Annotated in this window: 14 protein-coding genes and 3 pseudogenes; 10 read left to right on the top strand and 7 right to left on the bottom strand. The window is 55.3% G+C overall.

Annotated elements, in window-relative coordinates; translation table 11 throughout:
- Positions 1-207: 207 nt before the first annotated feature.
- The 3 genes and pseudogenes from ACSQ9D_RS25530 to ACSQ9D_RS25520 form a co-directional block, all read right to left on the bottom strand.
- The gene (locus tag ACSQ9D_RS25530; protein WP_436284651.1) at positions 208-1,662 is read right to left on the bottom strand and encodes an HlyD family type I secretion periplasmic adaptor subunit; all 1,455 of its coding nucleotides are present in this window, start codon (positions 1,660-1,662) and stop codon (positions 208-210) included.
- Positions 1,659-3,806 (bottom strand): type I secretion system permease/ATPase, encoded by a 2,148-nt coding sequence (locus ACSQ9D_RS25525; protein ID WP_436284650.1) that lies wholly within the window; start codon positions 3,804-3,806, stop codon positions 1,659-1,661. The genes ACSQ9D_RS25530 and ACSQ9D_RS25525 overlap by 4 nt, the downstream gene beginning before the upstream one ends.
- Before the next feature lie 815 nt (positions 3,807-4,621).
- Positions 4,622-5,513: pseudogene (locus ACSQ9D_RS25520) on the bottom strand (LysR family transcriptional regulator).
- A gap of 109 nt (positions 5,514-5,622) precedes the next feature.
- On the opposite strand from ACSQ9D_RS25520, the gene ACSQ9D_RS25515 reads away from it, so the two are divergent.
- The 9 genes from ACSQ9D_RS25515 to ACSQ9D_RS25475 all read left to right on the top strand — a co-directional run bounded on the left by ACSQ9D_RS25515 (position 5,623) and on the right by ACSQ9D_RS25475 (position 14,801).
- The gene (locus ACSQ9D_RS25515) at positions 5,623-5,886 is read left to right on the top strand and encodes a helix-turn-helix domain-containing protein (RefSeq protein WP_436284649.1); all 264 of its coding nucleotides are present in this window, start codon (positions 5,623-5,625) and stop codon (positions 5,884-5,886) included.
- 430 nt (positions 5,887-6,316) lie between these two features.
- Positions 6,317-7,858 carry a UbiA family prenyltransferase gene (locus ACSQ9D_RS25510; RefSeq protein WP_436284648.1) on the top strand — a complete coding sequence of 514 codons (1,542 nt, stop codon included), beginning with the start codon at positions 6,317-6,319 and terminating at the stop codon, positions 7,856-7,858.
- 62 nt (positions 7,859-7,920) lie between these two features.
- The gene (locus tag ACSQ9D_RS25505) at positions 7,921-9,189 is read left to right on the top strand and encodes an FAD-binding oxidoreductase (protein ID WP_436284647.1); all 1,269 of its coding nucleotides are present in this window, start codon (positions 7,921-7,923) and stop codon (positions 9,187-9,189) included.
- Between the two features lie 22 nt (positions 9,190-9,211).
- On the top strand, positions 9,212-9,943 hold the full coding sequence (locus ACSQ9D_RS25500; RefSeq protein WP_436285169.1) for an SDR family NAD(P)-dependent oxidoreductase: 732 nt from the start codon (positions 9,212-9,214) through the stop codon (positions 9,941-9,943).
- Positions 9,943-10,875, top strand: coding sequence for an NAD-dependent epimerase/dehydratase family protein (locus ACSQ9D_RS25495; RefSeq protein WP_436284646.1), 933 nt, complete (start codon positions 9,943-9,945; stop codon positions 10,873-10,875). Before ACSQ9D_RS25500 ends, ACSQ9D_RS25495 begins: the two co-directional genes overlap by 1 nt.
- A gap of 10 nt (positions 10,876-10,885) precedes the next feature.
- Entirely contained in the window at positions 10,886-12,181 is a 1,296-nt protein-coding gene (locus tag ACSQ9D_RS25490; protein ID WP_436284645.1) for an NAD(P)/FAD-dependent oxidoreductase, read from the top strand.
- 18 nt (positions 12,182-12,199) lie between these two features.
- Positions 12,200-12,853 carry a class I SAM-dependent methyltransferase gene (locus ACSQ9D_RS25485; protein ID WP_436284644.1) on the top strand — a complete coding sequence of 218 codons (654 nt, stop codon included), beginning with the start codon at positions 12,200-12,202 and terminating at the stop codon, positions 12,851-12,853.
- The gene (locus ACSQ9D_RS25480) at positions 12,853-13,269 is read left to right on the top strand and encodes a GtrA family protein (RefSeq protein ID WP_436284643.1); all 417 of its coding nucleotides are present in this window, start codon (positions 12,853-12,855) and stop codon (positions 13,267-13,269) included. Before ACSQ9D_RS25485 ends, ACSQ9D_RS25480 begins: the two co-directional genes overlap by 1 nt.
- Before the next feature lie 281 nt (positions 13,270-13,550).
- Positions 13,551-14,801 carry a hypothetical protein gene (locus ACSQ9D_RS25475; RefSeq protein WP_436284642.1) on the top strand — a complete coding sequence of 417 codons (1,251 nt, stop codon included), beginning with the start codon at positions 13,551-13,553 and terminating at the stop codon, positions 14,799-14,801.
- A 564-nt stretch (positions 14,802-15,365) separates the two neighbouring features.
- Here ACSQ9D_RS25475 and ACSQ9D_RS25470 read toward each other — a convergent pair.
- Positions 15,366-15,482 (bottom strand): annotated as a pseudogene (locus tag ACSQ9D_RS25470) (transposase domain-containing protein); the annotation flags it as partial.
- A 77-nt stretch (positions 15,483-15,559) separates the two neighbouring features.
- Between ACSQ9D_RS25470 and ACSQ9D_RS25465 the strand changes: the two are divergent.
- Positions 15,560-16,573: an IS110 family transposase gene (locus tag ACSQ9D_RS25465; protein ID WP_436284641.1), complete on the top strand. Its 1,014-nt coding sequence runs from the start codon at positions 15,560-15,562 to the stop codon at positions 16,571-16,573.
- Between the two features lie 271 nt (positions 16,574-16,844).
- On the opposite strand, the pseudogene ACSQ9D_RS25460 reads toward ACSQ9D_RS25465, so the two are convergent.
- The 3 genes and pseudogenes from ACSQ9D_RS25460 to ACSQ9D_RS25450 form a co-directional block, all read right to left on the bottom strand.
- Positions 16,845-17,057 (bottom strand): annotated as a pseudogene (locus ACSQ9D_RS25460) (IS66 family transposase); the annotation flags it as partial.
- 151 nt (positions 17,058-17,208) lie between these two features.
- Entirely contained in the window at positions 17,209-18,180 is a 972-nt protein-coding gene (locus ACSQ9D_RS25455; RefSeq protein ID WP_436284640.1) for an NAD-dependent epimerase/dehydratase family protein, read from the bottom strand.
- Between the two features lie 20 nt (positions 18,181-18,200).
- Complete coding sequence (locus tag ACSQ9D_RS25450; protein ID WP_436284639.1) at positions 18,201-21,563, bottom strand: glycosyltransferase; 3,363 nt, start codon at positions 21,561-21,563, stop codon at positions 18,201-18,203.
- Between the last annotated feature and the right edge of the window lie 19 nt (positions 21,564-21,582).

Here is a 21,582-nt window from a genome sequence, read left to right as displayed (position 1 = left end):
GCACAGCGCCGCCGGCAGCGGGCCGCCGACAAACCTCATAATTGGCTGCCTGATCTGCGATAATACCCAAACCGCTTTACGAACATAATTTGCCGCAAACACGCCTTTTAACCCTTAAATCTAGGATAAATCGTCGATTTTAACTCATAAACCGAGAACGCTACCGCAGTTGCTAAGTATTTATAGCCATTATATTTCCACGATCCTTCATCGCTCATGGAGTGCCTCGTCAGTGACCTCAACCAATGGCGAAAACACATACTCTAATATTCTGCGCTGGCCAGTGCGCACCTCGGCAACAGCAGCCATACCTGGCGACAGTTTGACATCTGCACCGTCAGCTTGAACGTGATCGGCGTTAAGGCGCAGCGTAACAGGAAAGACTAGATTTTGTGTTCGCTCCGCACCACCAAAGGCTGTCCCTGACTGCCTGGCGCTGGGGTCTCCTTCACGACGGGTTGCGTCTGGCTCCGGGATGGCATCGGCCGCGACCTTCACGACGACGGCTGAAACCGTCCCGTAACGGGTGAACGGAAAGGCCTCAAGTTTCACGACGGCTTCCTGGCCCACTTTGATGAAGCCAATGTCCTTGTTGGGCATATAGACTTCAAGCTCCAGCGCGCTGTCTTCCGGTACGATCAGCATCAGGTCCTGGCCAACGGTGACCACCTGCCCGAGGCCGGTCACCGAGGAGGATTGCACCGTTCCATCGATCGGACTGCGCAACGTCATCTGCTCAAGGGAATTCTTGGCCTTTGCCAGGCGCTCCTCCAATTCGTCCGCGCGGCGCTCGGCATCGCCAAGCCGGTCAAGCTGATCGCTTAGAAAGGCGCGTTCTGTCTTTCGTTTCTCCTTGGCGAAGACATCGATTGTAGCCTCGGCGTCGGCAAGCTGACCCTGCCGTATCGCCAGCTGCGTCACCTGTTCCTTCATTGTCTCTGTTGCATCGATGACGCTTGCCATTGTACCCGCATCCTTCAAAGCAAGCGTACTGCGCATCGTCACACGCTCCTTGAGGGTCTCAACGAGGGATTCTTGCGCGGCGACTGTCACTTGGAGCCGATCACGCTCCACTTCCTTCTGATGCTGCTGTGCGTCGAGTGAGGCGATGGTCGCGTCATATTGCTCGATATCGCCTCGAAGAATGCCATCCTCGCGCTGCTGCAGCTCAAGGCCGGTACCCTTGTCCCAGTTGACTTCCGGAACCGATCCCGCCGCTGGTTGCGAACGCACGAACTGGATGGCAGCCCTGCGGCGGTGAACCTCAGCCTTCACGGATGCGAGGCCCTTTGAGGCGTCCCTTTCGTCTGCGAGAGCATCTGTCGGATCAAGTTCGAGTAGAATGTCGGCTTGGCGCACGTGGTCGCCGTTTTGTGGCGGCAGCGCCTTCACCTTGCCCGTCAGCAATGGCTGCACGACCTTGACGCGGCCAGTCGGCTGGATCTTGCCTTGCGCAGCAGCGATGATGTCGATGCGGCCAAGATACGACCAGACCAGCGCAACTGTAGTGAACAGGCAGATGATCAAGATCAGCGTCATGCGTATGGGTGATGGCGGCGTTTCCAAAACTTCAAGCGCTGGCGCCAGAAATTCGTGATCCGCGCGTGTTGCGGGCCGTCGCGTAAGAGGCGAATGGCGGGAGGCGTCAGCGACTGCGCTCATGCCGCTCCCCTGTCGTTCTGCAATGCCCAGAGACGCGAATAAAGGCCATCTGGCCTAGCCAGCAATTCGTCATGGCTGCCGACCTCGGCAATCCTCCCGTCGGAAATGCCGATGATCCGGTTGCATGGCCTGACGGCGGCAAGCCGGTGCGCGATGATGATCACCGTTCGGCCCTTGGCGATCTGGCGCATATTCGTCTGAACGACGCGCTCGCTTTCATAGTCAAGCGCACTGGTTGCCTCATCGAAAATCAATATCGGCGGATTGGTCGCAAGGGCCCGGGTAATGGCGATCCTCTGACGCTGGCCACCGGACAGGTTTGCGCCGCGCTCCTCAATCATCGTGTCGTAGCCCTGCGGTAGCCTTGTGATGAACTCATCGGCGCCGGCGAGCCTGGCAATAGCAATGACTTGCGCCCGCTGCATTGCCGGGTTTGAAAAAGCGATGTTGTCGTGAATCGTGCGGTTGAACAAAAGGTTCTCTTGGAGAACCACTCCTATGTGGCTTCGAAGCCAGGCGGGATCGAGTTGCGAAAGATCCGCCCCGTCGAGAAGGACCTGCCCCTCCTCCGGGATATAGAGGCGTTGGACGAGCTTGGTCAGCGTCGATTTTCCAGAACCTGAGGCGCCGACGATGCCGATCACCTCTCCAGGTCTGATCTCAAGCGATACGTTTTTCAGTACTTCCGGGGAGCCAGGCCGATAGCGGAAGGTGACATTTCGAAATTCGATATGCCCCCTTGGCGCCGGCAACGACAAACGAGCGCCAGGCTGACGCTCCATCGGCGTGTTCAGGATGTCACCGAGCCGATCGACGGATATCTGTACCTGCTGAAAATCTTGCCAGAGTTGGGAGAGCCGCAAAACTGGCTGGGTGACCTGGCCGGCAATCATGTTGAAGGCAACGAGCGAGCCAACCGATAGCTCGCCATCGATGACAGCCTTGGCGCCGAAGAGAAGAAGAGCTGCCGTCGAAAGCTTGCTGACATATTGAATGGCATTTTGTCCACCAGCGCTGAGAAGCGTCGTATCAAAAGCTGTCCGCACATAGGCTGCAAGCTTCTCCTCCCACTGTGCCTGCATCACCGGTTCCACCGCGGCGGATTTCACCGTGTGGACCCCGACGATCGCTTCGACGAGGAACTGCTGGCTCGCAGCACCTCGATTGAATTTCTCTTTGACGAACTCGCGAAGCGGTGGCCTGACCACCATGCCGATCAGGATGTAGATCGGGATCGCGGCAATGACGATCAGCGTCAAGCTCCAGGAATAAGCAAAAAGAACCGCGATGAAGACAAAAGTGAAAATAACATCAAGCGCCGAGAACAGTCCCTGCCCGGTCAGAAATGCGCGGATCGTTTCAAGCTCGCGCACCCTTGCAACCGTCTGACCTGCCGAGCGGGTCTCGAAGTAGCCGAGAGGCAGCCGCAGAAGATGATGAAACAGCCGTTGCCCAAGTTCGACGTCGATCCGGTTCGTCGTGTGCGCCAGCGCGTAGGTTCTGAGATATTGAAGAACGACGTCGAAGAGACCAATGATCGCAATGCCCGCGACCAGCACAAAGAGCGTCGAGTAGCCTTTGTGCGTCAGAACCTTGTCGACCACCACCTGAAAGAACAAGGGTGTGACCAGCGCAAATATCTGAACAAACAGCGAGGCAAGCAGAACATGGGCGAGTGGCTTGCGGTATCGCCAGATCGACGGCAAAAACCACTTGAGACCGAACTCCCTGGGATCAGATCCTTCGCCGCCGATCCGCCGGCCAACGAGGATCACGCGCGAACCGATTTCGTCCAGTATATCCGACGGGGCAATTTCCCGATCAACGCGCGTTATCGGATCGACGAGCCTGTACTTTCCTGACGGATTCAAACCGCCAAGCACGTGAAAGGAGCCGCTTTGCACTTTGACGATTGCCGGAACTGGCATCGATCGAAGGCGGGGCTCCGTGACCTTCTCCGCGACACGCGCCTTAAGGCCAATGATCTTGGCTGCTCGCTGGATGTCGATGGCTTCGGATGTCCGCCCCTTCAGCGCCAGATCGTGCTGAAGCTGGATTGGGTCAGCGGCAATTCGGTAGAACGCAGCGATACCGCAAAGCGCACGAAGACCGGAGTCGTGATGCTGCGGAGCGATGCCATCCATGCGCGAAATCATTTTCCTTAAGCTGCAGATTGGCGCGCTTGCGGCGGCAAACCGCATCGCTTCAGCCATTTACCCACGATTTAGCTCACTCAGAGTTACAACGCCATGGAGATATTAGCGCTCACAAGATTTCGGGATGGTTGTGGCCGAGAAATCACGAAACACCACTAACAGACAGTTTTTTGTACTCAGGGCGCTCGTCCGCAAGACTGTATGTCCGGTCCTTTGGCTACGGTGGCTTGCCCAATACTTGCGCGTGCGAGGGTTGCTCGCGCTGGCCGAGCCGATTTTCATGACAGGAGGACGAGCCGTGGTAGATTATAGAGAAGCTTTTGTTAGAATCGATGTTTCTAAGCTGGAGAATGCGATCGCTATTGCCGAATCGGGCCGGGGCGGAGAGATCCACTATTTCGGTGAGGCCGAAGCATCGGCTGTTAGCGTGCGCCGCACAACCCAGCGGATAGCCGCAATGCTTGTGATGGGGGGGCCGGAAACGTACAGGCTCGTCACTTCCCTTGGCAGCCGAGGCGCTGATTGCCGGATGGCAAGTTACGATGGCGAGGATGCCGTTGTGGCTGTTAGAGTCTGCCTGGGTACAATTCATGGAAATGCGTCTTCCCACGATGTTCGCGCTCTTCCACGCAGCCAAGGAGGCCGGAACTCAGGTGACTATGGTCGCGTACTGAGCTGTGACGGCATTTCCCCGGCGACCGGCACGGGCGTGACCACCACGAAGCACTTCCGACACCAAGCAGGTATACAAACATCGGCAGACGAGCGGCGGAACGGTGAGGGTTAGCCGAACACGACCGCCCTCACCGCCCTGCCCTTGCCAACGACCGGGCGATGTCAACGATATCGTCGTGCGCGGCTGTCGGGTCCTCTCGGTTCCAGGCAACCCCGAGCCCGATCCTAAAATCGATCCCCTTGACCTTCTTCAGCTCGAAAGGCGCGGTTCGGAAGCTCGAGCGTCCATTCCGGCGCAAAGCCGATGCCAAGCCCGGCCGAGACGAGCGACACCAGCGACCAGGTGTCATCACAGGTATAGGCGATGTTCTTGGTCAGGTCGTATGCCTCGAACTTCTCATTGAAGTAGCGCTCGGTAAACGACAGGTTCTGCCGGGAAAAGGCGATGATCTTCTGATCGCTGAGATCGTCGATGCTGATCTCGTCGCGCTCTGAAAGCGGATTGCAATGCCGAACCGCCAGATAGTAGCGCTCATGGGCAATCGAGAAGAAGCGCAACGAGCCGATGTTTTCCACCGGGCGGATGAAGCCGAGATTGATCTGGCCGCTCTCCAGGTTGCGGATGATATCGCCGGTGTTGCCCGAGGCGATGTGGATCTTCACATCGGGGAACTTGCGAGCAATCTTCGCCAGGAACGTCGGCAGCATGCCCATGGTGGCCGGATAGACGGTGCCGATCTTAATCTGACGGATGCGGCTGCCGCCGGCGGCGCGCGTCAGTTCGGTGGTCAGCTCGACTTCACTGAGGATGCGGACGCAGCGATCGTAAAACATCTCCCCTGCCCTGGTCAGTTCGACCCGCCGGGTGGAGCGGATGAACAGCGGGCAGCCAAGCTCCTTTTCCAGCGCCATGATATGATTGCTCAAGGCCGGTTGGGCAATCCGCACCTTCGCGGCCGCCCTGCCGAAGTGCAGTTCCTCGGCCACTGCTTTGAAATAGGAGAGCTGGCGTAGTTCCATCTCGATCACCGATCTCGGGCACCGATCGATAGGCGTGACCCGTCAGATCGATATAATATGTCGGATATATCCGATGGATTAATGCAATGCAAGATGGTGGCCATGAAACATGGACACTCGTGCTCGCATCGCTTGGAATCTTCGACAGTTGCGCTCGACGCTAGGCGTGACGCAGGAGAATCTTGCTGTCGATGCGAACGTTGATCGGACGGTCGTGAGCGACTTGGAGCGAGGCAGGCATAACGCTTCAATCGATCTGCTTGATCGTCTTGCCCTCGCGCTTTCGGTAGATGTCGCTGCTCTTCTTGCCGAACCGGATCCGACCGACCCAAAGCCAGCGCCGCTTCGACCGGGTCGGAAAGCCGCTAAATGAACGGGCAAAGGGCGGCTACCAGGTCGCCTTCCCCTAAAGGCTGCTTAAAAATAGTTCCATGATTTCCGATAGTTGCGATTCCTTCTGGTCTGCCAGGATTCGACGAAGTTCACGATAGCCGAGACTACCCCCGGCGGCATTACGCCTGTCGAGCGCGGTCGGCGGCTCTGGCCGATCAAGGAAGAGCTTGTTGCTGCCTGCGTGCGGGCGCATGTCCATTCCTGCGGCTTGTCCCTTTCCGGGTATTGCTTATCGTCGCAACTCTCTTGGCGATCGCTCTTGCGGCCAGCTTCGTGGCCCGAAAGAAATACCATATTCCTGAGATAACGTATCGATTTTGAGGGAATTAGATGATTTCCGCGTGAGGGCGCGCGCTTTTACCTCTGTGGGGCCGTCTCTCGCGGTCTATGCTTGAATTTTTGTCCCTCTCATGGGAAACAGCCTCACGATTGTTTTGCTGGGTTGCTGCCTCGACGAGGGCGAGATTGCGAGAATTGTGGGGGACATGGAAAAAATCCGTGAGGTCGCCGTAGCAACGGATAACGTCCAGACTTTGGAGCGGCCGATTGTGGTCGATCTCGACGATACGTTGATCGTGACAGATACACTATACGAGCAAATCGCGATGGGGCTATTCAAGCGCCCTTTTGGTGTCTTGCGGGCATTCTTCAGTCTCCCGAAAGGGCGAGCGGCGTTAAAGGCGCAGCTAGCACGTGAAATCGACCTCAAAGACACAACTCTCCCGATTCGCGAAGATTTGGTCCAATGGCTTCATCAGCAGGCTGACCACGGACGCGAGATTCATCTTTGCTCGGCCGCCGCCCAGCCTGTAGTTGAAATGGTGGCCGGGCGACTCGGCATTTTTGCGAGTGCAACAGGCTCGGCCGAAGCAAATTTGAAAGGAAAGGCCAAAGCGGCTTATTTGAAACAGCGCTTCCCGCAAGGTTTTACTTATGCAGGCGATAGCGCCGCAGACGTTGATGTCTGGAAAGCCGCAACCGGGATTGTGCTCGCTGGTGTCTCCTCATCAGTTGCCAACGCGGCACGAAATCTCGACAAACCCATCGAAGCCGAATTTAAAAACAAGCAACTGTCGTTTAAGGATCTGTTGAAGGCTCTCCGCGTTCATCATTGGTCTAAAAACATACTAATATTCCTGCCTTTAATTTTCGGTCACGCTTGGCACGACCCTTCTCTCATTATCCGTACTTTTCTTGCCTTCTTCTGCTTGCTGATGGTTACATCGGCGACTTATCTCCTGAACGACTTGGCCGACCTCAATGCGGACCGCCTGCATTGGTCGAAGCGTAACCGCGCGCTTGCGAGCGGACGCATGTCGATCCCGGTCGGCTTAACGCTTTCCGGCACATTGCTTTTCGTTGCGTTTGCATCGGCGTTAGCGCTTGCGCCAGCCTTCGCCGGTGCGCTCGTGAGCTACTTTGTCCTCACCGGATGCTATTCGCTCGGCCTGAAACGTGTGCCTCTGCTAGACACTTTGATCATTGGGGTGCTCTTTACAGTACGCATTATCATGGGGGTCGTTCTTTTCAGCCGGCCCAGCCCCGCGTGGCTTCTAACATTTTCCGTCTTTTTCTTCTTCTCCCTAGCGGTAACAAAACGGCATACGGAAATTATTCGTGCTGGGGTGACCGGGGAAACGCATAGCCTCACCAGTCGGGGCTATCGCGTTGAAGACGCACCTTTGACACTGACATTAGGTATTGCCTCGGCTATCGCTTCACTCGTCGTTCTCGTGCTTTTCATCATTGAGGAGATGTTACCGGCGAGCGTCTATAGCGATCCACAATTGCTGGCGGGCATGCCGCTCATTCTGTCAATTTGGCTCGGCCGCATTTGGTTGCTCGCCCACCGCGGCAACATGAACGATGATCCGGTGAGCTTCGCCCTACGGGATCGAATTAGCCTGACGCTCGGCGGCATAGTTTTCCTCCTCTTTCTGGCTGCCCTATGATCCGATTTTCGACCTCCGACGAGATCAGGTCATGGGGAGGCGTCATTAGAGCACCTCACAAAGTGGCCCGGCCGGCATGGCAGGACGACCTCCCAGAGGCTTTGGCTGCAGCAAGAAAAGCCTCGCTTCCCCTTCTCGCCACGGGTCTGCGACGATCCTACGGCGATACTTGCCTCAATCCGAACGGTGCGTTGCTGGAGATGACTTCCGTCGACCGAGCAATCTTTTTCGACCCGGACAGGCTGCTGCTGCGGGCCGAAGCAGGCATCTCGTTCGATGCCCTGTTGCAAATGCTGATAAGGCGGGGCTTCTTTTTGCCAGTTACGCCTGGTACGCGCTTTGTCACGTTGGGCGGGGCGATCGCCAACGACGTTCACGGCAAGAATCATCATACAGCGGGTACATTAGGGCGCTGGGTGAGACGCATTGGCTTGCTACGCTCGGATGGAACTCAGCTAGAATTGACACCACAGGATAATACTGGACAGTTTTCGGCAACGATCGGCGGCCTGGGGCTGACCGGCATTATCACCTGGGCCGAAATCGAGGTGATGCGGATCGAGAGCGCCATCATGGATGTCGAGAACGTTCCTTTTGCCAATCTCGACGAGTTCTTTCAGATCGCTCGAGAGAGCGAGGATATGTTCGACTACACCGTTTCCTGGATTGACTGCCTGGCCAAAGGCAAAGAACTTGGGCGCGGCCTGTTCACGCGAGGGAACCACGCGCAAAAGGGCGCGCGGCTACCATCCAAAGCCGATCCCAAACTGAACATGCCGCTGAATTTTCCCGGTTTCGTCCTTAACAGGATGTCGATCGGCGCCTTCAATCGTTTGTACTACTGGAATGGAAAGCGCAAGGCCGGTCGCGGTACCGTCCCCATCCACCCTTTCTTCTATCCCCTCGATGCGATCGGCCACTGGTACCGGATGTATGGTCGGCGAGGCATGTATCAGTATCAATCCGCCGTCCCGCCGGAGAACGAGAGGGATGCCACCAAGGCCATGCTGGAGACAATATCATCCGCTGGAGAAGGATCGTTTCTTGCCGTCCTCAAGACGTTTGGCAGCAAGCCATCACCAGGCATGTTGTCATTTCCGCGCCCTGGGACGACCTTGGCGCTTGATTTTCCAAACCGCGGGGCATCGACGTTACAGTTGATGGATCGGCTGGACGCCATTGTGCGCGAGGCAGGCGGGCGGCTCTACCCTGCCAAGGACGGCAGAATGACGGGGGATATGTTCCGCTCGGGCTATCCACAGTGGCAGGACTTCGCCAAATACGTGGACCCCAATTTCCAATCGCATTTTTGGAGAAGGGTCGTTCAATGAACAGGAGTGCAGCGCATTGCGAGTGATTGTGTTGGGCGCGACATCTGCGATTGCTGAGGCAACGGCGCGTCTCTACGCGGCAGAAGGTGCCGATCTGTTGCTTATCGGACGGCACATTGGCAAGTTGTCGTCCATTGCCTCGGACCTAAAGATCCGCGGCGCCTGCAGAGCGGAAACTGCGGTCCACGACCTGGCTCTGGTGCAGGGGGTGGAGGCCACGCTCGGCGATTTCATCCGGCAACTGGGCGGCGTCGATCATATCCTCGTTGCTTACGGTATTCTCGGCGACCAGGCCGACGCCGAACGTGATCAATCGGCGGCGGAAGACATTCTGAGGATCAATTTCAACTCAGCCACGGCTTGGTGTCTTGCTGCAGCTGCTGAGTTGGAGCGGCAGGGGCGTGGTTCGCTGGTCGTCATTGGGTCGGTGGCCGGAGATCGCGGCCGCCGCGCTAATTTCGTATACGGTGCGGCGAAAGCGGGCTTGGCGACGCTCGTGGAGGGTATCGCTCACCGGTTTGCCAATAGCGGTCCTCGTGCCGTCATCGTCAAGCCAGGTCCCACGATCACGCCGATGACGGAAGGCTTTGATCGCAAAGGCCTGCTGTGGGCAACTGCTCCTCAGGTCGCGGCCGTTGTTCGAGCGGCAGCCGATCGCGGTGGGCCCGTCGTCTATGCCCCATGGTTTTGGCGCTACATCATGCTGATCATTCGTAACCTGCCGAGCGCCATCTTCAACCGAATGGACATTTGATGAAGAAGATTGTCATCACCGGAGCCGCAGGGCTGGTCGGCCAGAATGTGATTGCCCGACTAAAGGGCACGCCGGGCCTGAAGATCGTCGGAATCGACAAGCATGCGAGCAATACGGCGCTGTTGCGAGAATTGCATCCCGAGATCGAGGTGATCAAAGCGGATCTCGCGACCGACGGCGCCTGGATGGACGCCTTTGCTGGCGCCGATGCGGTCCTATTGAACCAAGCCCAGATCGGTGGCCTGGACGAGCAGGAATTCATCCACAACAACGTAGTGGCGACCGAGAAAATCGTAGCCTCGATGCGCAGGCATGCCATCCCCTATTTCGTCCACATCTCCTCTTCCGTGGTCAATTCGAAGGCAGACGATTTCTATACCCGTTCCAAGACCACCCAAGAACAGTTCATCGATACCGTGACCGACATTCCGCACGTCATTCTGCGCCCGACGCTGATGTTCGGCTGGTTCGATCGTAAGCATCTAGGCTGGCTTCGCCGCTTCATGGACCGCGTGCCAGTCTTCCCGATCCCAGGCAACGGCAAGTTCGTCCGCCAGCCGCTCTATGTCGGGGATTTCGCCAACATCATCATCTCGTCGCTCACCAACCGGACGACAGGTACCTACGACATTTCCGGCCTGGAGCAGATCCAGTACGGCGATCTGATCCGCCTGATCCACTCAACGGTGAAGCCTAGGGCCCGCATCATCCATATCCCATATCATCTATTCTGGTGGCTGCTATTCGTTTACGGCAAGTTCAGCAACAAGCCGCCCTTCACCACCAGCCAGCTCGAAGCGCTGATCATTCCCGAGACCTTTGCGGTGATCGACTGGCCGGCAATCTTCGGCGCGCCTGCCACCCCGCTGCGCAACGCGATAGCGGAAACCTATCTCGATCCGCGTTATAGCGGCATCGTACTGGACTTCTAGGGAGAGGAAGATGAGCCGTATTGTGGTCATCGGCGCAGGCGCCATGGGCCTGGCCGCAGCGCACCGGGCGGTGCAGCTCGGGCATGAGGTTGATCTGATCGAGGCGGATTCGGTTGCCGGCGGCATGGCCGCGCATTTCGATTTCGGCGGCCTGTCGATCGAGCGCTTCTATCACTTCGTCTGCAAGTCAGACGAACCCACCTTCGCGCTCATGCGCGAACTCGGCATCGGCGACAAGATGCGCTGGCGCCCGACTTCTATGGGCTATTTCATCAAGGGTCGCATCCACCCGTGGGGTGACCCGATTTCGCTTCTGCGCTTCCCGCATCTGAGCCTCGTCGCCAAGATCCGCACCGGCCTGCAGATGTTCCTGACGACGAAAGCCAGCAATTTCGCCTCGATCGAACACAAGACGGCGCGGCAATGGCTGGAGGGCGGTTCCGGCAAGGAGGTCTACAACACGCTGTGGAAGCGTCTGATGGACCTGAAGTTCTATGAGCTTGCCGACGACATTTCAGCGTCGTGGATCGCCACCCGCGTGCGCCGCATCGGCAATTCACGCCGTTCGATCTTCCAGGAAGAGCTGGGTTATATTGAAGGCGGCAGCCAGACGCTCGTCGATGCGCTGGTTTCGGCTTACACCGTTAAGGGCGGCCGGCTGCACCTGTCGACGCCGGCCGAGAAGATTGAGACCGAGAACGGCAAGGTCATCGGCGTGACGGCCGGCGGCCGCTTCTTACCCGCCGACGCAGTCATTTCCACCGTTCCGACGCCGCTGGTCTCGACGCTGGCGCCCGATCTGCCGGCGGCTTCGAAGGCGCAATACGACGCAATCCGCAACATCGGCGTCGTCTGCCTGCTGTTCAAGCTCAAGAAATCAGTGAGCAAGAATTTCTGGGTCAACATCGTCGACGAGGGCATCGAGATCCCGGGGCTGATAGAATTCTCCAACCTTCGCCCGATCGACGGCACGATCGTCTACGTACCCTATTACATGCCGGTAACGCAACCGAAGTGGCAATGGAGTGACCAGCAGTTCATTGACGAGGCCTTCGGCTATATTCGCAAGGTCAATCCGAAAATCACGCGGGCCGATCTGGCCGACGCCAAGGTTGGGCGCCTGAAATATGCGCAGCCGGTCTGCCAACCCAACTTCCTGGAGAAGCTTCCGCCGATCAAGACGGCAGTCTTAGGTCTGCAGATTGCTGACACCTGCTTCTACTATCCTGAGGATAGAGGCATTGCGGAAAGCATTCGCTATGGTCGGATGATGGCGGAAGCCATAAATACGAATAAGCTGCTCTAAAAGCATTACGAGGTAGGAATGAGTGATCTTTCGAAAATATACAAAGAACGTTTTGAGCAAACAGGTCTGGCTCGACGTGACCGCGTCTGGAAAATTCTATGCAGGAACTTTTTTGATCACAAGATACCCGACAATGCGACGGTACTCGATCTCGCCTGCGGCTACGGCGAGTTCATAAACAACGTCAAGGCGGCCAAGAAGCTTGCCGTTGACTTCAATCCGGATGCGCCGAAGTATCTCAACAAAGATATCTCATTCTGGCATTCATTGGCGACGGATCTGTCGGTCGTCGGAAACGAGGTTGCCGACGTCGTTTTCACCTCGAATTTTCTTGAGCATCTGCGAGACAAGAAAGAATGCGACACGGTCCTCGCGGCTGTCCACAACGTGCTGAAGCCGGGCGGCCGCTTCATCATTATGGGCCCGAACATCCGCTATGCCTATAAGGAATATTGGGACTTCTACGATCACTATTTACCTCTGTCGCATCTTTCACTGGCGGAAGGCTTGCGGATTGCCGGTTTCAGGATCGAGGAGAACATCCCGCGCTTCCTGCCCTATACCATGAACAACAGCGCGCCGACCGCAGATTTCCTCGTGAAAGCCTATCTTGCAACTCCGATGGCGTGGCGCTTCATGGGTAAGCAATTCCTCGTTACCGCGGCAAAGTGATGGTCCAGAGTCCGATCGTCCGATTTGTTCTCGTCGGCGGATTGGCGGCGGTGATCAACGTAACAGCCCGCATCGTCTTTAACACCGTCACATCATATGAATTTGCGATCGTTCTCGCCTTTCCGGTGGCATTGACTGTTGCCTTTGCGCTGAACCGCCGCTTTGTGTTTCAAGGTGGCGAGGGAAATCGTACGCAGCAATATATACGTTTTACGATCGTGAACTTACTCGCGCTCGTCCAGGTTTGGTTGGTAAGTATCGTTTTGGATCGGTGGCTAATGAACACCCTGGGCTCCAATTGGCACAGGGAAACAATCGCCCATGCAGTCGGAGTCCTCAGTCCAGTGGCGACAAGCTATGCAGCGCATAAATATTTTACGTTTGCGAAGGACAACTTTCCGCTCAAACGTTCATAAAACTAGGTGATCCTCGCTTACGGAAAATATGTCGTATGACAATGAGACGTATACTATTCGCTATCGTATTATTTTCGTTCATTTATTCTGCGTACTTTCTACTAAAAAATATATCTGTCCCTACTTTGGATTACTACGCGTTTCGCCAAAGCCAGACCGCCATCTCGGCTTATTGGATCGCACGTGGAGGAAAATGGCTCGCGTATGAAACCCCCATGCTCGGAGCCCCATGGTCTATTCCATTCGAATTTCCGACGTACCAAATCTTAGTCGGATTGCTTATGAAGGCTCATATTCCCCTGGTCATCTCAGGTCGTTTGTTATCTTTCGGTTTTTACCTAGCCACGCTGGTACCCGCTCGGTACATTTTTCGCTACTTTCGGCTGCGTGAAGAGCATTTTCTTGTGTTCGCCGTACTGTATCTATCTTGTCCGCTCTATGTTTTTTGGTCCAGAGGTATCATGATAGAAACTGCGGCGCTGTTTTTCTCAGTCGCTTGGTTCGCATCACTTTTGGCGCTGCAGAAAACACCGACAATTTATACTCTTCTTCTAAGCATTGCTCTGGGATGCTTAGCGTCTCTGACTAAGTCGACCACGTTTCTGGGATTCGGCGTTCCTGTTTTCGCATTCGTTATCTACGAGATCGTAGATGGTTACAGGCAGAAGTCATTACACGAAAAAATTCGTCCTTTTTTGAGTTTGGCTGCAAGCGGCGTAATCGCTTTGGCTGTTGGATACTTGTGGGTTAAGTATTCCGATCTGATCAAAATACAAAACCCGAACTCAGCAATGTTCACGTCAGCAGCATTGCAGAGGTGGACCTTTGGAACGCTTCACTTGCGTGAAAGCCCAGAATTCTGGAAGATTGTATGGGGAAGGATGCCATTCGATGTATTTGGTTGCGCAGCGTTTCTTGCTCTCTTCTGCTTTGGAGCCAGCGCTAAAAGCACCAGGAGCCTGCTTCTGGTACTGCTGGGGTTGCTATCTTTTCTCGCGGCGATTCTTACATTTTCGAACCTACATTTCGTTCACACATATTATCAGACGTCTATCGCGATATTTCTCGTATTTTCTGCTGCCATCTCGCTTGCTGCATTCGCAGATGTTCGCCCGAAAACTGCAATCGTGATCCTTACTGCGATTTTTGCAGGCAATGTTTTCTACGTCGAAAGGTTCTACCAACCCTTGATATCGAACGACGCAATGGGTGATGAATTATTGAAAGTTGGCCAGGTAATCCAAAATAATACATCGGAAAAGCAGGCCATAGTTGTAGTGGGAAGTGACTGGTCTTCTGAAGTCCCTTTTTATGCCAATCGCAAAGGCTTCGCAGTGAAGAACCATACGCCTGACCCGATCGTCGTAAACGCGATCAATAACCCAGAATCGGTGTTCGGCGGCGCGAAACTCGGCGCAATCGTCGATTGCAGGTCGCTCTTCAATAACCTCAATTCATTCGCCGGCGTCGCGGAGATCCTCAAAACGAGACCTATCGTCTATACCGACGAGAAGTGCACTGTCTACAAATGACCGGTTGCCCGGCTCAGGGTACGCTCGATGACGTTGAACCTCTGGTGATGCGGCGCGTCGTCGTACCGTAAGCGGCGTTCCCATCACACCGCCGAGTACGTTCGTCCCTTGCAAGGATCGAACCGACCCTCCATAGTTGCGCTTGATGTGAGCGTTGTGATGCTTCGACAAACTTACGATCCGAACGTGACGCGAGAACTCGCAGTGATGAGGGTCGTGTTCCCATTGGTTGGATTGGTGATCTGCATCGCCATTCTTGGCCTTTATCTATGGAGACTGCATCATTTTGAGCGCTCCGTCGCGACGATAGAAGCCGTCTGGGAAGAGGAAGTTAATCGTCGTGGGGTGACGATCATAACGATGGCAGAACTGTCTTTCTCAAGGACTGCTCCCACTGGGGAGTCCCTCGCATGCAGATACAATTTTGAGATCGGCACGCCTCGTGATGGTTTTCAGGTCGGGGATAAGCTCGACATCGTGCCAGCGACCGGAACTTGCCAGCGGGCTGATATCATTGGGCGGAGCGAGCGAAGTCCTTAGCCTTTTCCGACATTTTATCTGGCGTCAGGGTTTTATCGCGTTCCACGGCAGCAGCTCATCGATGCTGCTCTGCCTGTGACCGTTCACGATAGCGGTGAGCGTAGCAGTCAGATAGGCGAACGGATCGACGGAGTTGGGCTTGATGAGGTGGATGGCTCCCTCTTCCGGCGCCATAGTAAAAAGCGGTCGCGATGATCGCTAAAAGGGAGATGTCATCCATGAAGGAAGTAACGACGGTCGGGCTCGATCTGGCAAAGCGGGTTTTTCAGGTTCATGGGGCGGATGCAAAAGGCCGCCCTGTTCTTCAGAAGAAGCTTCGCCGCGACGAGGTGCTCAGCTTTTTCGCCAAGTTGCCGCCTTGTGTTGTCGGCATGGAGGCGTGTGCCTCGTCGCATTACTGGGCACGCGAGATTCGCGCACTTGGCCATGATGCCCGAATGATCCCCGCCTCGTACGTGAAGCCCTACGTCGCGCGGCAAAAAAACGACGCAGCGGATGCTGCGGCCATCTGCGAAGCAGTGACGCGACCAGCGGTTCGCTCAGCTCCAATCAAGTCGCTGTCGCAACAGGCATCGCGCGTCCTGCATCGCACACATGAACTTCTTTCGCGCCAGCGTGTTTCGCTGATCAATGCGATCCGCAGTCATATGGCTGAGTTCGGTGTAATCGCGCCAGCAGGCCCTCAACATGTCGGTTCGCTGATCCAGCGAATATCCGATCCGAAGACGCCGATCCCAGATGCGGTCCGAGCGCCACTAAGTATCCTAGTCGACCAGCTCGTCGCCTTGAATGCGCGGATCAATGCTCTCGAGGCTCAGATGCGAAAGAATTGCCGCGAAGAGCCTGAATCCGCCAGATTGCTCAGCATCCCAGGCGTCGGCCCGATCACCGTCAGCGCCGTATTGGCCGGAGTGCCGAACATCCGCGATTTTCGATCAGGGCGCGACTTCGCTGCATGGCTTGGGCTTGTGCCACGTCAGAACTCCAGCGGTGGAAAAGAGCGGTTGGGCCGTATCACCAAGATGGGTGATCGCACCATCCGGCGTCTCCTGGTAATTGGGGCGATGTCCACGATACGCTGGTCGCGGAGTAAACAGAACTTCGCTCAAAGTTGGCTGGGGCGCATCATCGCTCGGAAGCCGATTAAACTCGCTGCCGTTGCCTTGGCAAACAAAATGGCAAGGATCATTTGGGCGGTGATGACGCGCGAGGAGACTTATCGACCGGCATAAGTATCGGCCGGCAGGATCAGCCGAGTCCTGGCGGTCGTGGTGCATAGGCGCTGAATGGGAAGATGACGCGACAGTTGATAGACGAGATCGGGACACCCAGTAGACCTGTAGGCGCTTCGAGCGCGTCAGTTTGTTATGGACCCGATCCGCGGATCTCATCTGGGCCGGCGGCCGAATATGCCGCCTTCTATGTTAGGCCGGACACATGCAAGCCGCCGACTTCGCGCATCGCTCAAATAAGCCTCTTGCATCACGGGAGCCATCCACACATGCAGGTCTCGATCAGCGAGGCAATGGTCGCCCAGTTCTCTGCTCCCGCGTCATGCCCGGCAAAAAGCGCGTTCTTGCGGTTTAGGGCAATCGGCCGAATTGTTCTCTCGACGCTGTTGTTGTCGATCTCGATGCGGCCGTCAGCCAGGAAGATGCAGAGGCCATCCCAGTATTTGTCGATATAGGCCAGAGCCTCACCGAGCGGCGACTTGCCAGCTCCCCACTTTTCAAGTGTCCCAAGTTCGAAACATAGCAGATACGGGATGGATCAACAGCTGTATTTGAAACTTTCATTGTCGCCTGGCGAGAATGCCCTGCGGACAAGCTAATCGCAGACGAATCTTGAATGGCGGATCGGCCTCGACTCACTCGTCATGTTGATTCTGCAACCAATCTGCAAACTTTCTGAGCCCGTCATCAAATGGCACCCGTGGTGACCAGCCTAAAAGCTGTTGCGCTCTCTCTATGCTCAGGACATTTTTGGGGACATCGAATGGCCGCCCCGGCAAGTAGCGACGATCTGCTGAGCGTCCTGTTAGAGTTTCTATTGAATCCAGCAACTCATTCAAGCTATGCCCGCGCCCTGAACCGATGTTAAAGACATGCTCGTTCGTTGCATGTTCAAGCGCGGACAATAGTGCATCCACTACATCAGCTATATATATGTAGTCACGCACAACGGATCCGTCGCCCCAAATCTCTACAGGCTCTCCTCGCATAACTTTGCTTAAGAAGACTGCGACAGCGCCCTGACTCGCATGCACGCGCTGCCCTTCGCCGAAAGGGTTTGCGAGACGCAAGACCGTATAATCTAGACCGTGCAGGCTATGGAACAGATGTAGGTATTTCTCGATCGAGAGTTTGGTTATTCCGTAGGAGCTTAATGGATCGGTTGAGTGTGTCTCAGGAATCGGTATCTGACTTGGAACGCCGTATACAGTACCTCCTGAAGAGACAAAAACGACCTTCTTCAGCCCGAGTTGGACTGCGTGATTAAGCAATCGAATGGTGCCGAGAACATTGCTCTCGATGTCAAACACCGGGTCTGCGTTCGACGACTTCGGCAAGGTGGTCGAAACTAAATGAAAACAGATGTCGCAACCTTCTAAAGCGCTGGCGACGTCGGTTTCACTAATAAAATCCCCCTCGTAACTCTCAAAATTAACGTGGCTCAGAGGAGAACCGCTGAGCGATGGCACATGCGGACGATCGAAGCAGCGTACGTGGTATCCATGGTTGAGCAGGGCATCAATCAGATGAGACCCTATGAATCCCCTCCCTCCCAAAACAAGGCATCGCTTTGGCATAGTTTGACTTGCATCTAGCGAAAACTGCAACTTGGCTCTCCGGTCACTTATCATTGTAATGTCCGAGGCACCGTTTCTGATGCGGTCAGGACATCGCGGTATACTTCCTCATATTTTTCAAGCATCGTGGATACTGCAAATTTTGCAGCAGCCAACGGAACCCGTTTTAGTAATTCCTCATAGAGCATTGGATCATTGGCGATAGCCACTATTAGATCGCCCAAAGCGGGAACATCTACTTCCCATTCGCTAAGGTCAAACAAGGCGCCGGCAACTCCCTCTGGGGTATCCAACATATCCCGGATCTCCCCAACGTTACTGGCTAGCACCGGTTTGCCGGAAAGCAAGCAGTCAATCAGCACTAGGGGTGCGCTTTCACCCTTGAACCGGGAAGGAAGGAAGCCGATATCCGATGCAGCGAAATAATCCCGGATATTCGGTTGAAACCCAAGAAAGTGCACAAACTCGTGTTTGCATTCGGACTTTAAACGATCGAATTCCGGCCCCTCACCGATCAGGAGCAGACGAATCCTGCAGTCCGATCGCTCATTGGCCCAGACCACGGCCCCGATGGCTTCCTCCCATCCCTTATCCGGAATGGCACGAGCCACAAGACATAGCACGAAGTCCTCAGCGGCAATTCTCAAATCAGCGCGCGACGCAGGATTTATGTCATTCACTGGCAAGGCATTGTCAATTTTCCTAAAGCCCTTTTTCCGAATCATCTCTGGTGGAAAAGCCTTCAAGTTCTTGTCAGCGGTGTAAACAAAGCGGTCAACGCGCCGCCAAAGGAGAGGCAGTAACCCATCCAATTGCCCCGGCTCCATCATTTCATACATCCCGTGCATACTGATAATCTGCTTGATCCCAGGACGGCTCAGCAGCAGCATCGCGAGCGATACATCCACCCAAGCGTGATGGGAGTGTACCAATTCAATTCCCATATCAGCGAACACAGCCGGTGCAAGCTCAAGTCGTTCCAATTCCAACAAAGGGATCGATTGCGACAACATTGTCCGAACACCCGGTTCAGTGGCCTCTTCCTGGCAATTTAGGAGCGTGACGGCATATCCCCGGCGCTCAAGAAGATTGGCCAGTAATATGGGGAATGTTTCGCCACCACCGGCCGCGAGAGCATAGACGGCCATAACCACATTGGGACGCCTGTCTGCCGCCCGCGGCCAAACCCTATCCAGATCGTAAAGCTGCTTAAATTCGCTACGTCGACTAGCGCCACGCTGGCTACACCAGTGAACGTAAAGATGCCGCTGCTGTTTGTCGAGATCCGAGCGATCAACGCGATACATTGTCGCGACATATCGGGCCACTACCTCGTGCTCCCGATAGTAGATATCCTCTTTCTGGGCACCAACAGAGGTATTGGAAGCGTGCTGGCGATAGTAATTGATAGCACGAGGGTTGTAAGCGACCAAACCGCCACGTACAATCGAAAGATAAAAGATCCAATCTCCGCAGAGACGCAAGCTTAACCACTGTGGATCTTCGAATAGCGGCAATTTTCCGGGATGCCGAAACACCGCTCCGCTCACGTTCGGCACAATGTTCTTGACCGCCCAGCCAAACTTGACCATCGAATGCGCCGACCTGATGAATGGACGACTCCAAGCGCCCTCGCCAAGGTCCTGCAGGTACTCCTTTGAGGTCCAGACCTTCTCAGGGGGATTGCCACGTACAAACTCCGTTTGGGCAAATGCCAGCTTCACCGCCTTATTCTGAAAGCATCGCACCAGTTCCTCGAGAAAATTGTCAGAACAATAATCATCACTTTCGGCGATCCAAACTAGCTCCCCCGTCGCCAGCTCCAGACCTTTCTTCCACTGATTAAAAACTCCCCCAGAATTAATCTCGTTAAAATGGCAAATGGTTTTGTCGGGATAGCGAGTCGCGTAGTCTTTCAAAATTGCCACGCTCTCATCATTGGAGCAGTCGTCGAGTAGAATCACCTCCAGATTGGAGTAGGTCTGGCTGTAGATCGACTCAAGGCGCTTCCGCAGATATCCGGCATGATTGAAATTAGGCACGATAATCGAAACGCGCGGAGTGAACTCCGACGAGAGGGGCCGCACCTCCCCATATAACGTCCCGGGGGAAGAAACGCCTTCATCTCCCGCGATCGACCTCCCAGTCAGAATATGGGCTCGGCGGATTACGCCGCCTATACCCTCCCGCCGGAATACTCCTGCGACACGACGTCCAGCTAAACGCCATGATCCTTGATAAAATTCGACTGCAGGCCTCACGGCATGAAACATAGACACGACATGCGTAATTCTTCGGCGCAATTGCCTGAGCGGCAGCACGAGGCGCGATGACTGGCTACGATGCACTACACGCGCGATTCCGCGCAGGGGCTTGGTGATGCGCCAAGATCTCGAACGCAACATCTGATCTCGCTCCTGGCGGAGAGCACCAAGTACCCGATCCTTCTCGTCCGCGACAGCTGCCAGCGCTCGATCTTTCTCTTTTACGATCTCCGCAACTCGAGCTTCCTGTCGGTTCACATCCCGGTTGAGGTTCGCGACCTGAACTGCTCGCTCACCCAGCCGTTGATGACGAGCACGAATGAGTTTGACGGCTTTCAGAGCCACATCCAACTGCTCATCCGAGAAACCTTCAGGAGTTGAGGGCGGATGCCTTTCATACCCAAAAGCATCAAAGTCTTCGGCGTACAATGCCCGGATAATTTCAACGCTTCGCTCCGTCACAAGAGCTGGCGAATATGGAATCAAGCTTTCGTTTGCTCGCCGAACGGAAAAAGGATCGGGCGCCTTCTCGCCAAGCCACTCCATCAACGCCTTACGCAGTTCCCCAGTTTCTTCGATCTTAGTCAGTTTGGTGTAGTCAATCAGATCCGGGCGAAGCAGAGTTGCCTGAGGTGCCCAGTGATGATCCAAATAGGAAGGGGCCTCGCTGCTCGCCAAGTGTTCCAGAAAGCCCTCGAACCCAGCGGCGATGTCCCGCGCAGACTCTATCGGCAGCTGGTAAAACGCGTATTTGGTATAGGGACCGATTTGAAGAGGCTCACGCAACAATAACTTCGATTGCCATGCCGAAAAAATCCGTTTGTAGGGATTGCGAACTACGGCAAATCGAAAATACCCGTCCGATGTCAGAGCTTCCGCCAACTGCCCAAACGCCAGGTTTGTGACCTGCGGCGCTACCTTGTGCGCTTCGTGGGCAACAAGATCGGGGTCAGTCTCTTCACTGTCGGTGATTGAGTACAGCGCTTCGGAATAGCCTTCAAGAGACGCAAACCACCATTTGAGTGAGGTACACGCGACCTTAGGAGTGCTAATATATAGCAGCTTATGGCGGCGCGAGAGGTAGCTATTCCAACGTAGGTGGTCCGACAATTTTTGTTTGTCGATAAGCGGCCAGTCTTGGATATTCAAGTCGAGTTCCTACCGTCAA

Source organism: Rhizobium sp. LjRoot258 (assembly GCF_964254185.1).
Classification (GTDB): domain Bacteria; phylum Pseudomonadota; class Alphaproteobacteria; order Rhizobiales; family Rhizobiaceae; genus Rhizobium.
This window is presented reverse-complemented; position numbering and strand designations above follow the sequence as displayed.

Excerpts from the sequence above, each read along its gene's own strand:
- ACSQ9D_RS25510 (WP_436284648.1), top strand. The coding sequence starts at position 6,317 with ATGGGAAACAGCCTCACGATTGTTTTGCTGGGTTGCTGCCTCGACGAG.
- ACSQ9D_RS25480 (WP_436284643.1), top strand. The coding sequence starts at position 12,853 with ATGGTCCAGAGTCCGATCGTCCGATTTGTTCTCGTCGGCGGATTGGCG.
- ACSQ9D_RS25495 (WP_436284646.1), top strand. The coding sequence starts at position 9,943 with ATGAAGAAGATTGTCATCACCGGAGCCGCAGGGCTGGTCGGCCAGAAT.
- ACSQ9D_RS25525 (WP_436284650.1), bottom strand. The coding sequence starts at position 3,806 with ATGGATGGCATCGCTCCGCAGCATCACGACTCCGGTCTTCGTGCGCTT.
- ACSQ9D_RS25530 (WP_436284651.1), bottom strand. The coding sequence starts at position 1,662 with ATGAGCGCAGTCGCTGACGCCTCCCGCCATTCGCCTCTTACGCGACGG.
- ACSQ9D_RS25475 (WP_436284642.1), top strand. The coding sequence starts at position 13,551 with ATGAAGGCTCATATTCCCCTGGTCATCTCAGGTCGTTTGTTATCTTTC.
- ACSQ9D_RS25490 (WP_436284645.1), top strand. The coding sequence starts at position 10,886 with ATGAGCCGTATTGTGGTCATCGGCGCAGGCGCCATGGGCCTGGCCGCA.
- ACSQ9D_RS25485 (WP_436284644.1), top strand. The coding sequence starts at position 12,200 with ATGAGTGATCTTTCGAAAATATACAAAGAACGTTTTGAGCAAACAGGT.
- ACSQ9D_RS25465 (WP_436284641.1), top strand. The coding sequence starts at position 15,560 with ATGAAGGAAGTAACGACGGTCGGGCTCGATCTGGCAAAGCGGGTTTTT.
- ACSQ9D_RS25515 (WP_436284649.1), top strand. The coding sequence starts at position 5,623 with ATGGACACTCGTGCTCGCATCGCTTGGAATCTTCGACAGTTGCGCTCG.